This is a genomic window from Pseudoalteromonas sp. SG41-2 (genome assembly GCF_014164535.1).
GTDB classification, from domain to species: Bacteria; Pseudomonadota; Gammaproteobacteria; order Enterobacterales; family Alteromonadaceae; genus Pseudoalteromonas; species Pseudoalteromonas rhizosphaerae.
In genome coordinates, this window is record NZ_JACJFK010000020.1 from 35,007 (window position 1) to 47,296 (window position 12,290).

The 12,290-nt window shown below is 39.6% G+C and carries 10 protein-coding genes and 1 pseudogene; 6 read left to right on the plus strand and 5 right to left on the minus strand.

The genetic code is table 11. The features are described 5' to 3' along the window. Positions 1 to 223 precede the first annotated feature (223 nt). The 3 genes from H5186_RS15770 to H5186_RS15780 form a co-directional block, all read right to left on the minus strand. Complete coding sequence (locus H5186_RS15770) at positions 224 to 2,107, minus strand: CocE/NonD family hydrolase (protein ID WP_259398791.1); 1,884 nt, start codon at positions 2,105 to 2,107, stop codon at positions 224 to 226. A gap of 178 nt (positions 2,108 to 2,285) precedes the next feature. Further along, positions 2,286 to 3,347, minus strand: coding sequence for a YCF48-related protein (locus tag H5186_RS15775; protein WP_182719564.1), 1,062 nt, complete (start codon positions 3,345 to 3,347; stop codon positions 2,286 to 2,288). A 59-nt stretch (positions 3,348 to 3,406) separates the two neighbouring features. Beyond that, on the minus strand, positions 3,407 to 3,727 hold the full coding sequence (locus H5186_RS15780) for a membrane lipoprotein lipid attachment site-containing protein (protein WP_182719567.1): 321 nt from the start codon (positions 3,725 to 3,727) through the stop codon (positions 3,407 to 3,409). Positions 3,728 to 4,060: 333 nt separating this feature from the next. Between H5186_RS15780 and H5186_RS15785 the strand changes: the two genes are divergently transcribed. Further along, positions 4,061 to 5,422, plus strand: coding sequence for an MFS transporter (locus tag H5186_RS15785; RefSeq protein ID WP_182794662.1), 1,362 nt, complete (start codon positions 4,061 to 4,063; stop codon positions 5,420 to 5,422). Between the two features lie 37 nt (positions 5,423 to 5,459). Here H5186_RS15785 and H5186_RS15790 read toward each other — a convergent pair. Both H5186_RS15790 and H5186_RS15795 read right to left on the minus strand, forming a co-directional pair. Further along, positions 5,460 to 5,600 (minus strand): annotated as a pseudogene (locus H5186_RS15790) (delta-class carbonic anhydrase); the annotation flags it as partial. Positions 5,601 to 5,670: 70 nt separating this feature from the next. After that, the gene (locus tag H5186_RS15795) at positions 5,671 to 5,919 is read right to left on the minus strand and encodes a hypothetical protein (RefSeq protein WP_182740141.1); all 249 of its coding nucleotides are present in this window, start codon (positions 5,917 to 5,919) and stop codon (positions 5,671 to 5,673) included. Between the two features lie 188 nt (positions 5,920 to 6,107). Here H5186_RS15795 and H5186_RS15800 point away from each other — a divergent pair, with 188 nt between their 5' ends. From H5186_RS15800 to H5186_RS15820, 5 genes are all read left to right on the plus strand, one after another. Continuing rightward, positions 6,108 to 7,256 (plus strand): hypothetical protein, encoded by a 1,149-nt coding sequence (locus H5186_RS15800; protein ID WP_182719562.1) that lies wholly within the window; start codon positions 6,108 to 6,110, stop codon positions 7,254 to 7,256. A gap of 357 nt (positions 7,257 to 7,613) precedes the next feature. Next, positions 7,614 to 8,294, plus strand: coding sequence for a CsgG/HfaB family protein (locus H5186_RS15805; protein WP_182719561.1), 681 nt, complete (start codon positions 7,614 to 7,616; stop codon positions 8,292 to 8,294). Then, complete coding sequence (locus tag H5186_RS15810; protein ID WP_182719560.1) at positions 8,294 to 8,641, plus strand: DUF4810 domain-containing protein; 348 nt, start codon at positions 8,294 to 8,296, stop codon at positions 8,639 to 8,641. Before H5186_RS15805 ends, H5186_RS15810 begins: the two co-directional genes overlap by 1 nt. A gap of 1 nt (position 8,642) precedes the next feature. Next, entirely contained in the window at positions 8,643 to 9,320 is a 678-nt protein-coding gene (locus tag H5186_RS15815; RefSeq protein WP_182719559.1) for a DUF799 domain-containing protein, read from the plus strand. 846 nt (positions 9,321 to 10,166) lie between these two features. Continuing rightward, entirely contained in the window at positions 10,167 to 12,287 is a 2,121-nt protein-coding gene (locus H5186_RS15820; protein ID WP_182794663.1) for a TonB-dependent receptor, read from the plus strand. The last annotated feature ends 3 nt before the right edge of the window (positions 12,288 to 12,290 follow it).

A 12,290-nucleotide genomic window follows, 5' to 3' on the forward strand; every position in this document is an offset into this window, starting at 1 on the left:
TATCGGGCAAAATTAAAATATTTATGGCGGTGGGGCTAAATTTAACTTATACCAATATCTGCATACAGCTCACAACTGTCTATCAGATGAAATATAAACCGGTGTGTCAAAACTTTAAGATCAGGTAGGTGCTACTACAGTTAATAACCACCAGCTGATAAACATATTTATCAGCTGGCAATTATTATTTGTTTCTCATTCAAGAGCAGTAGCTACAATTTAACTAGTGCCCTATAACTTTAAATGAAATCGAACTTGGGTATTGCTCACTATGGTAAAGTTTATGTTGCGCTTTTACGAAATCTTCAGCCTTGGCTTTAAAGATATTATCAACATACTTTTGTGGGTTCATATCCATAAATGGAAACATGCTACTTTGAACTTGAATCTGTAACTTGTGCCCGCGTTTAATGGTATGTAAAACATCCAGTAATTCAAAATTAACTAAAGTGGGTTTATTTGCCTCAAATGGTTTGGGCTCACTCATGCTGTCTCTAAAACGACCACGAATAATGCCCCATCTAACTAATTCGTGGCGGTTACCTGTGGCTTCATCAACTTTGTTAGTGGATTCATCCATACCAGGAAATACATCAACTAGTTTTACTACAAAGTCCGCTGCACTTTGGCTGGTAGAAACATACAAGTTTAGATCTATTGCACCTGCAATAGTTTGATCTTCTTTAGCTACATCACTATTAAATACTAATACATCGGTACGTCGAGCTGTAAAACGCTGATCTTCAGCCATATAAGGTCGATCCCAACCTCGACTTGTATGTGCAGAGTGTGGCACGGGTTTATTAGGGTCGCTAATATAATCGCTCGAACCACCTTGCTTATCTGTTGAAGTTAATAATTGCTCGTTGTTACCAAGATAAAGCGTCACATCGCTCGTTTCTTTTGGCGGCCAAGTATCAAACTCACGCCATCTGTTGGCACCCGTTTCAAAAATCGTCGCTTTCGCTAAAGACGCTTCTTTAGTGCCTTTTAAATTATGCTTAAAAAATGGCAGTAATATATGCTCTTGGAACCACTCACTGGTATCAAAGCCAAAATTAGCTTCGCCCATTTTGTCGCCTTCTCCGCGATTCCACTGACCGTGATACCAAGGGCCCATAATGATATGTACATTATCTTTTTTATTGTGCTTAGACATTTTTTGATAGGTCGCTAATGGCCCATACAAGTCTTCAGTGTCATACCACCCACCGACAATTAGTGTCGCTGGCTTTACATTATCAAGATGTTGCAAAACATCACGCTTTTGCCAAAACTCATCATAATTAGGATGCTCAGTTAATTCATTCCAAAAAGGACGCTCGCCATTAAAATATTTTTTATTTACGTTTGAAAGCGGGCCTAATTTACGGAAAAATTCATAGCCATCGGGTGTTGTAGAATCCATTCCTTCAGGCCAATAAGCAAACTGACCTTCCCGTTGTTTATCAAAGGTATCGAAAAAGATAAATGCCATTGGTGTTGAAAAAGCTCCGTTGCGATGAAAGTCATCATAAAACCAGTTAGCAATAGGAGCCTGTGGTGAAATCGCTTTTAATGCTTTGTGACTATTAATTGCAGCCACCGACGTGTAGTAACCAGGATAAGAGGTGCCCCACATGCCTACTTTGCCATTGTTGTTTGGGATATTTTTAACTAGCCAGTCAATGGTATCGTAAGTATCGGTTGCATCATCAACCGCTTTACCACCTTTGTCTCCGGCATCTTGAGGACGCATATTTACATAGCTACCCTCAGACATAAACTTACCGCGAACATCTTGAAAAACAAAAATAAACCCTTCTTCTTCAAAAATCTCACTGGGCCCTAACTTGGCTTTATACTTATCTACACCATAGGGAGCAACACGATACGGCGTGCGTTGCATCATGATTGGATATTTACTTGATTTATCATAAGGTACATAAACCGCTGTAAATAATTTAGTACCATCGCGCATTGGTATTTGGTACTCGTATTTAGCATAATGAGAGCGAATATATTCAGCTCTTTTATCTTCCTGCTTATTTTCTTCTGCTTGTATGAAGCTTGCAAAAATTAAACAGCAAAATAACCCTATAAATTTTGTCATTTTATTATTTTTCATAAAGTACCTTCATAGTTAGTTTAACTATGTTTTTATTGATGAATTTTCAATCTAAACTTACTATAGCCAAAAGTGTGATGCCATAACAACGCGCTAAAGTAGGCTAAATCAGCGATAAAAGCCGATAACCTCTGAAAAATAAAGCCTTTAAGCATTAGTGACTCTTTAATCAAACTAATTATTCAGTCGGTATTATTAAAACAGCTACTTTGCCCTCAGAACCTGCAAATAAAAAACGAGCATTACTGGCGCTTAATGTAAAATAACCGGTATTATCATATTTTGGATTAGCAAGTGGTTGCCACGTATTTCCTTGATCGTATGAAATGTCACTGCCTGTTTTACCCGTTGCAATGCAAGCGAATGCGTTACATGCCATCGCACTTCTTAGTCCACGGTCACCCGATTTAACATGTTTCCAACGATTTTTTGTAACGTCATACCGTGCCATATTTGGATAGTTTTTGTCACGTTGCAGGTAATCACCACCAACAACAAATAAATCATCATCACTATTCAAAGCCAGACCATAACCACCAGCAGTATCCGCGCTACGATACAAAGGAACACTTTTCCTTAGCCAAAATAGTCCACCATCATTTGAGTGATAAACAGAAGCCGACTTTCCACCCGTTGTTAACCATGCTTGATTATCTTTTCCTACAATGAGTGTATTACCACTGGCGGCAAATGCGGACTCTGAAGGTATTAAGCTAGGTAAATTTACTTTATCGGTTCGTGTCCATGTTTTGCCGCCATCTTGTGTACGTTTAACTACATAATAACCATCGACAGGATCACCCATTAATAAACCATTGTCTTGATCCCAAAATGCAATTGAATCAAAAAAACCTGCCTGATCCTGATTCTGTAACAATAATTGCCAACTTTTACCTGCATCTGTTGTTTTATATAATGAAGACTGTTTACCTGAGCCAACACTCATTACAATCGCGGTTTGCGTATCAAACACCGCAATATCACGAAAGTCATTATTTATGCTGCTTTTAACACTGCGATCATGCCAATGTTTACCGCCATCTTGGCTCACCCATACACTATTATTGGTACCTGTGACCCACAACGATTGATCAAAGATCGCCGAACCACGAAGTGAAGGCTTACCATCAATCAATGTATGCTGAAAGCCATCAACTTGCTGAGCAATAGCTAAGTGGCTAAACACAAAAAAAGTCAGTACACAGAACGCTGTTAAGCTATGAAACGCTGTTATTATCATTATGAATCACCGATACCAATTAGTTTATTTTATAGTAGTTAACATAAACGCAGAGTAAGTTAGTCATCCGTCCTTGTTAATCTTACTCCATCAACAACCATTGACCACTGCCCATCGCTAAAAAATGGTGGTTGCGAAACCTCAAAAGTTGTATTCATTATAAGCATATCAACTAAGAAATTATCGCCATCAAACTCATCAACGGATGATGAAATAGAAGTTCCACCTCGTTGATAGTCAAAAGTTCCATCTGGGAGTATTTCTAGATACATGCCAGGACCTTGCCAATAACCTATATAAGCAAACTTATCTGCGGGTATTGGCTTACTGCAAGCACTCAGTGCCAACATAATAAATAAAGTGATAACTATTTTTTTCATTAGTTTCATTGAGACTTCGCTAAATTAGGTAATTCAGTGTAGCAATAAACACCTCACACTTACTACTTGTGTATCGATAAATTAATATAAATCATAGTAATAGCGTATCCATTAGATTGATGAGTGACTTTATTGCACACTCAACCATAACGTGTCTATTTTACTGCAAGCGCCACCATAACATTCGCTAAAAAACCAAGTAATAAATGCTTAGTACTCAATACTAATCAGAATATAGTTAATAGTAGAACGACCCAACAACCCATTTACTACTTGGAAAATACATTTAGTTACTCTAGTATCAATTTGTCTAGGCTAACTATTTACATTTAAATGAAATCATTTCCTTCGCTGTATTTTGCTAATCTATTTTTAATTATTGGCACCGGTTTACTCACCACCTATTTAGCCCTCTATTTAGGGAAAAATGGCATCTCGACCTTTTGGATCGGGTTAATGACCTCATGTTATTACATGGGTTTGTTGCTTGGCTCAAAGCTTGGTTATCACCTTATTAAATCGGTCGGCCATATTAGAACCTTTGCAGCCAGTACCGCCGCTGTTTTAGCGTGCGTTGCAGCACACGGCGTTAGCGATAATATTTATTTATGGTTAGCCCTGCGACTATTTGTAGGCCTTGGTATGATGTGTAACTACATGGTGCTCGAAAGCTGGCTCAACGAACAAGCTGCACCAGAGTCTCGCGGGCGAGTGTTTTCGTTTTATATGATCACCTCTTATCTGGGTATGATTTTAGGTCAATTTGCATTAGCCGAATTCCCAGAGCTTGGCTATGCACCACTATTTTTAGTGTGCATGGCGCTGGCAATTGGCATTATTCCTATTTCAATCACTCGTAGGATTCACCCCAAGCCATTAAAACCAATTCAAGTCAGTCTGCTTGACTACTTTAAAAAAGTACCGCAATCACTTACAGCTGTTCACTTTGCGGGTATTATAAATGGCAGCTTTTACGGCCTTGCACCAACATTTGCCAAGTTATCTGGGTTTAATTCGTCAGAAATTGCCATTTTTATGTCTGCAACTATTTTTGCAGGTCTGATCGCGCAATGGCCAATGGGGATATTGTCGGATAAAATACGTCGTAGCGTATTGATCCGCACCAATGCGGTTGCGATTGGTGTAGTTAGCTTGGCTTTATTTTTGCTACCTATTACGCAAACACTCGCCTTTGCACTCACTTTTATGTTTGGCTTGTTCGCCTTTACTTTATATCCATTATCCTCAGCCTTAGCTAATTCACGCGTTGAAGATGAAGAGCGCGTTGGCGTGTCATCTGCGTTATTAGTTGTTTTTGGAGCCGGTGCAGCACTTGGTTCAACTGCCAATGCACAAGTTATGACCTATTTTGGTCACCAAGCCCTTTATGCCTCCATCGCATTATTAACGGTGATAATGTACTTATTACTCACTTACATTAATTCGAAACAAAAAGTAGAACAACCAGAGTCGAGTGATTACGTTGTAGGCACATCAGACGTTACCAACTCGCCACTGGCTGCGACCATGGATCCTCGAATAGAAGAAACGACTGCCCACGAGCAAATGTTGGTGGTCGATGAAATTGATGATGAATATGAAGAAAACAATGCAGTCTTTGATACCGATGATCCACAGGGTGACCTGTTTAAAGACTTTCAAACGCAAAACGAAACAGCTGAACTAAAAGACTAGCGATTCATTTTCGATATTACAAAAGCAGGTAACAGCTTCAATTTACCTGCTTTAATTGAGCAGCTGATAATTTACACTCAGAAAGGTAGCCTATAAGATGACCTTTGTCATTGCCCGCATACGTTTTAAACTCCCCGCCTTTATGCTCCGCATTTTTATAAAAATGAATGTAGTATAAATTAAGCTCACTTCGGCTGGGTCCCCCAAGCTAAGTAAGTTAATAGCTGCCTTCAATCGCTTTTCCAAAATTAATGTAGCTTTTTAGGCCCACTACGAACAAGCTCTTTACCGTTTTCAAACACATCATCTGTAACCCAGCGGCCTAACAACAAGTTATAGTTATCATCAAGTACAGCTACAAACGGGCGACCATTGGTATTATTGGTCGCCAGTGCCACACCGGCTATATTTTTTAAGCCCAATCCACCATTATCAATCAGTAATAAAAAAGCTTCTAGCTCTGCGAGGGTGTCAATTACATCGTTATCATTAATCATACTGTTTACTCAGTTATAACTTAATGAGTGAAGGATAACAGTTTATGAAAATAGGCTCTAGGGGCTGATTAAACGTTAAAGGTGGGAGTTACGACCCAATACTCAACGTATTTATTTGCGCTTACTCGCTCTACATCCGATAGTAGCCTTTGCATTGAAACTATTAAAACTGCTTATATAGGAAAACCATGATCAAACGACTTTTAGCCGCAAGCTTAATCTTCTCTTCGGGTTCTGTTTTTAGCGCTAACCCAACGGTTGAAGAGCTGCGTATTAAGCAAGCCACAACCGCTATGCCACAAGTTTTAGATATATTTTCTGAGGATATCGCGCAATTTGAACAAAGCTGGAAAAGCCTAAGAAACTTTAAACAGGCAACTGACTTACTACATGATTACTCAAGCCAACTCTGGCTCAACGCCAAACAACACATTACCGTCACTAAAAGCTACGATGACAGAGCACTTTACTGGGCTCGCCTACTTTCAAGTAAAATAATCCGTACAACAAAACCTGAATTTGCATTAACAACTGCCGAGCAAAGCGCATTATTAACAATGTTAGAAAATGGCAGTCGCGGTCGCACCGACCTAGCCTACTCTAAAAACACCACCAAAAAGATTTTACTAACAGGCTTTGATCCATTCTTACTGGATAGAAACATCAATCAAAGTAATCCATCCGGTGTGGCCGCATTATTACTCGACGGCCAAGTAATTACTTATCAAGGTATCAGTGCCGAAATAAATACTGTGATGGTGCCTGTTCGCTATGAAGACTTTGATCAAGGTATTATTGAAGAACTACTCGCCCCTTATTACGCTCTGAATAACGTGGATATGATAGTTACCGTTAGCATGGGTAGTAAAGACTTTGACCTTGAACGCTTTCCAGGTAAGCGGCGCAGCGTAACCGCCCCCGACAATGCAAATATTGTCTATGGCGGCACAGCAAAAGCGCCACTGATTCCAAGTTTAAACGACCGTCCACTCCCAGGGAGTGAGTTTGTGCAATTCAGTTTGCCCGCCACGCAAATGCAGCAAGCCAAAGGGCCATTTCCGATAAATGACAATCATAAAGTTGTTACACTCGAAAAAGCCTTTGAACCTAAAACTTTAGCTGAACTAAAAGATGCGATTGCAGTAAAAGGCGGCGGCGGTGGTTACCTGTCTAACGAAATTTCGTACCGCAGTATTCGCCTGCGCGATCAACTCAATTCAGATATTCCGACTGGGCATATCCATACGCCACGTATAGCGCAGTTTGAACCAGAAACAGAAGCTAAAATAGTCAAACAAATTCAAGCAATGTTAGAGCAAAGCCTATTAGCCCTTTAAAACACAATAAAACATACTGCTATTAGCTCTACAACTGATAGCAGTTGAAACAACCACCTACTTTTAATTGAAATAATACCAATCACTGCTTCAATAAATTAAAACAGAAATTATTTCAAAGATGAAAAAGTGCTACCCCATCTCCTTAAACTTTCCTTGCTGCTGGATCATACAAAAATCAGACTACCACTGACTGGTACCTATAAGGTAAAGAATAACATTGCCTTTACATAATTTTTTGTTTATAAAAGTGGATGGTATTGGTAGTTATAATAGGTAATTAACTAACAAATATAAATATTAAACATTGGCATCCAAATCACTTTCTGCAATTATTTTAAACGGATATAATTCCTTATGCATATAAGCAAAAATCACATAAAAACAATAATAATTTCTGCGGTTGCAGCATCAACTTTAGCAGGTTGCGCTACAACATCATCTAAAGTTGTTGAAACCCAAACAGTTGCTAGCTATAACACTAACTACAGTGGCACTAAAAGTAAGTTGGTAGTTGGGCAATTTGTTAACCGTTCAAGTTTTCAAAATGGCATATTCTCATCTGGGCAAGACCGTTTAGGTAGCCAAGCTAAAACAGCATTAATGAGCCACTTACAACAAACAAACCGTTTTAGTGTACTTGATCGCGATAATATGACCGCACTTGCTGAAGAAGCAAAACTAACTGGTACAAAACAAGTTATTAGCGGCGCTAAATTTGTGGTAACAGGTGATGTGACAGAGTTTGGTCGCAAAGCTATTGGCGATCGACAGTTGTTTGGTTTATTAGGCAAAGGTAAATCACAAATAGCTTACGCTAAAGTAACACTAAACATTGTCGATGTTACTACATCAGAAGTTATCTACTCAGTTCAGGGAGCTGGTGAATACAGCCTATCTGAGCGTGAAGTTATTGGTTTTGGTAGTACCGCTTCATACGATGCAACCTTAAATGGCAAAGTGCTTGATTTAGCCATTCGTGAAGTCGTAAACAAGCTTGTTACAGGACTTGAATCAGGCCTATGGGGCAGTAAATAATGAAAAGGCTAATTACTTTAGCCTTAGTATGTGCTGCGCTTACAGGCTGTAGCTCAACTAAAGAGCCTATCTATTATTATGGCGAATACAGCTCAGCCGTATACGCATACCTAAAAGCAGATGAAGTAACAGTTGAACAGCAAATTAAAATGCTTGAGCAAGTTATTGCAGATGCAGCAAACAAAAGTAAAATTGTTGCACCTGGCTTGCATGCTCATTTAGGCATGCTGTACTTTGAAACAGGTGACCCTACTTTAGGTGCTAGCCACTTTGAAACTGAAAAGTCACTTTTCCCAGAGTCGGTTCAGTATATAGACTTCCTTCTAAAATCTGCGAAAGGCGTTTAACATGTTGAACTTTAAATCAATAACAGCAACTGCGCTGTTTGCATTATTAGCGGGTTGCGTTTCGTCACCACCGGCTCATGATTACACAGCGTTTAAACAAGCTGATCCACACTCAGTTATTATCCTGCCACCGCTCAATAATACACCTGAAGTTATAGCGCCTTACAGTGTAATGACCCAAATGGTTGCACCTATTGCAGAATCCGGCTTTTATGTTTTTCCTGTTGCGCTCGTTGAGCAAACCTTTAAAGGGAATGGCCTTTCAGTTGCAAGCGACGTGCATCAAGTTCCTATTAAAAAGTTACACGATATTTTTGGTGCTGACTCGGCGCTTTATATTACTATTGAAGAATACGGCACCAGCTACGTTGTAATTTCAAGTGAAACAGCTGTAACTGTTTCCGCATCTTTAGTCGATTTACGCACTGGTGAACAATTGTGGCAAGGTAAAGCAAGAGCTTCCTCAGCCGAGCAGCAAAATAATGGCGGCGGTGGACTTGTAGGCATGCTGGTAGTGGCAGCAATTAACCAAATAGCAGAAACTGTAACAGACAAAGGTTTCGAAATTGCTGCTATCGCATCAACGCGCTTACTTTCATCAGACGCTTACAACGGCCTACTATATGGTCCTCGTTCGCCTAAATATGGCCAACCGGTCCCGAGTGAAAAGAAAAAATAAAATGCTATTCTGATTAGCTAATTAAGTATTAAAAAAGGTAAGTTTATGAGGCCGAACCGTACAACGATTCGGCTTTTTTCTAACATATGGCTCACTAATTTAGTATGATTGGTATGATTTTTAAATATCTAACCTCCACCTTGAAATTACCTAAAATGCAAACTTACTTTTAAAAGCAAGCAAATATGGCTGCTCAGTCTATATCGCTAGTGACGTTGTCACTCATAACGACAGCCTATAAATTATCGTTTTTGGGTAAAAGCGTTGAACTGATAAAAAAATGGCAAACTAACTAAGCAAGGCCTATTCCCTGATTGATGTCTGATCTAGAGGTTTTATTTATCAAAATAAAACATAAACCACTGATTATAAATAACAAAGTAAAAACTTATAATTAAACAGATTATTTTACTTATTCAGCTCTCGACATTGCAAAAAAAACAACGTTATACTATCACTTGATGAAACACATGAATTTACACTCACTCAGACACAATAAAACGCTATTAAAATATTTAATGGTGCTTTTACTGCTGTTCAGTGTTTTTTCACAGTGGCACTCAACTGTTCACGCAGTACAAAGCAGCACAGAGTGCCAACTCTGCATAAGTTCGTTTGATTTTGACGATTTAATATCTCCTACCACCAGTATATTTGAACCTGAAAGCAACCGCTACAGCGCTGTTTTAGCCTTACACTCTCCTCAATTTAGCGCAATCGTTGCGTTTTCAGGTAACCGTGATCCGCCGAATACTCTTTAAAGTTCACTGTTAAAAAACCGTTTTATAAAGACTGTTTGCCATTGGGTAAGCAGCCAGTTTTAGTGCAAATTTTAGAGATTAAATAATGAAAATTAAGTATTCACCATTAGTTTTGGCGGTATTAACTGCTATCAGTACACACGCAATGGCAGCAGAGAAACAAATACAAAAAGATGAAAGCGATTTAGAAAAAATTGTTATTACAGCTTCACCGCTTAAACGTACCGTACTTGAATCAAGCACCCCAGTATCAATTCTTAGTGGCGAAGAGCTTGATCAGCACCAAGCAGCAACCCTTGGCGAAACCTTAAAAAATGTGCCAGGTGTACACAGCTCTTATTTTGGACCCGTTGCCAGTAGCCCAATTATCCGAGGATTAGATGGACCTCGAATCAAGGTTGTACAAAACGGATTAGGCGCATCTGATGCATCACGCGTTGGCCCCGATCACCAAGTATCAACCGAAACCTCTACGGCCACACAAATTGAAGTATTACGCGGCCCTGCTACTTTGCTTTATGGTAGTGGTGCAATTGGCGGCGTTGTTAATGTGGTTGATAACCGCCTCCCCATTGAAAGACAACAAGGTATTACTGGAGAAGTATTTGCTCAGTACGATAACGTAGCAGATTCAAAAACAACATCTACTGATTTAAATGCCGGAACGGGCGACTTTGCTGTTCATATTGATGCTTACAACCGTAATACCGGTGACTATAAAATACCTGTTCCCGCTGATATTAATGAACATGGTGGCAGTACTAAACTCTCAAACTCAGCAATCGATGCACACGGTTATAACTTAGGAGCTGGCTGGATCACTGACGATACACGCGTCGCTTTTGCCTATGGCTCAATGGACTCAGAATACGGTTTACCGGGTGAAGATGGCGTATTTATTAAATTAAAACAAGACCGTTATCAAGGTGTTGTTGATTGGAATAATCTTGACGGTTTTATAAAATCGGTGCATTGGCAAAATGCATATACTGATTACCAACACTCAGAAATTGAAGGGACTGAAATAGGCACTACTTTTAAAAATGAAAGTATCGAGTCTAGACTATGGGCAGAGCACAGCGCGGTTTATGGTTGGCACGGCATAATGGGCTTACATTATAACAAAAGTGATTTTGAAGCGATTGGCGAAGAAGCCTTCACACCACCAACAAAAACCGACAGTTTAGCCGCATTTTTAATGGAAGAAAAACAAACAGGTGCTTTATTGTGGCAGCTTGGTACACGCGTGGAGCAACTAACCCATAAAGTGAATAACCAATTTTTTGATGAGCTATCAAACGATAATAGTATCTCATTTGCAGATGAAGATTACACGGCGGTTTCAGGCTCTGCAGGAGTAGTTTGGAGCATTAACGACAAGCACTCATTAGCATTTAATTATGCATATTCAGAACGCGCCCCCTCTTCATCTGAAATTTTTGCATACGGCCCACACATTGGCTCTGGCACTTACGAAGTAGGTGGTGGTTTTAATCTTACTAACAATAACGGTAATTATTCGGTGGTGCAAAACGGCCAAAGCATGAATAAAGAAGTGTCTAATAATATAGATGCAACCTATCGTTATAATGCTGACAACTGGAATGCAAGCTTAAGCCTGTTCCAAAACCAAGTGAATGACTACATATACGAAGACGTTAGTAACCTTGTTCTCAGTGATGGTGAGTTTATTACGGCGCAAGATTACCAACAACTACAAAGTAGCGGCGCAGGATCAGAGGAAGAAACCGATGGTTTACCTGTTGTACTCTTTGCCCAGCAAGATGCACAGCTGTATGGTTTTGAAGCACAAGTTGACTGGCACTTAAACGAACAATGGCGTCTGGATGTGTTTTCGGATTATACCCGCGCTAAACTAGATAAAGGCGGTAACGTACCAAGGATCCCACCATTACGTGTTGGTTCTTCAATACATTATGAATACGGTAATTGGCACACTGAAGTAGAAGTCACTCGCAACAGTAAGCAAGATAAAATTGCTGCAAACGAAACCACCACCGACGGCTATACCATGCTATCAGCCGCTGCTAACTACTACCTTGATTTAGGTAACGTTGACATGACATTGTATTTAAAAGCCGACAATCTAACCGATCAAGAAGCGCGCGTGCACTCATCTTACTTAAAAGACGAAGCACCACTTCCTGGTCGCTCATTTAGCTTAGGTGTAAGAGCTCGTTTTTAAACT

What these genes read in the sequence shown, in the direction of transcription:
- H5186_RS15770 (WP_259398791.1), bottom strand. Translation starts at nt 2,107, where the DNA reads ATGAAAAATAATAAAATGACAAAATTTATAGGGTTATTTTGCTGTTTA.
- H5186_RS15775 (WP_182719564.1), bottom strand. Translation starts at nt 3,347, where the DNA reads ATGATAATAACAGCGTTTCATAGCTTAACAGCGTTCTGTGTACTGACT.
- H5186_RS15780 (WP_182719567.1), bottom strand. Translation starts at nt 3,727, where the DNA reads ATGAAAAAAATAGTTATCACTTTATTTATTATGTTGGCACTGAGTGCT.
- H5186_RS15785 (WP_182794662.1), top strand. Translation starts at nt 4,061, where the DNA reads ATGAAATCATTTCCTTCGCTGTATTTTGCTAATCTATTTTTAATTATT.
- H5186_RS15795 (WP_182740141.1), bottom strand. Translation starts at nt 5,919, where the DNA reads ATGATTAATGATAACGATGTAATTGACACCCTCGCAGAGCTAGAAGCT.
- H5186_RS15800 (WP_182719562.1), top strand. Translation starts at nt 6,108, where the DNA reads ATGATCAAACGACTTTTAGCCGCAAGCTTAATCTTCTCTTCGGGTTCT.
- H5186_RS15805 (WP_182719561.1), top strand. Translation starts at nt 7,614, where the DNA reads ATGCATATAAGCAAAAATCACATAAAAACAATAATAATTTCTGCGGTT.
- H5186_RS15810 (WP_182719560.1), top strand. Translation starts at nt 8,294, where the DNA reads ATGAAAAGGCTAATTACTTTAGCCTTAGTATGTGCTGCGCTTACAGGC.
- H5186_RS15815 (WP_182719559.1), top strand. Translation starts at nt 8,643, where the DNA reads ATGTTGAACTTTAAATCAATAACAGCAACTGCGCTGTTTGCATTATTA.
- H5186_RS15820 (WP_182794663.1), top strand. Translation starts at nt 10,167, where the DNA reads ATGAAAATTAAGTATTCACCATTAGTTTTGGCGGTATTAACTGCTATC.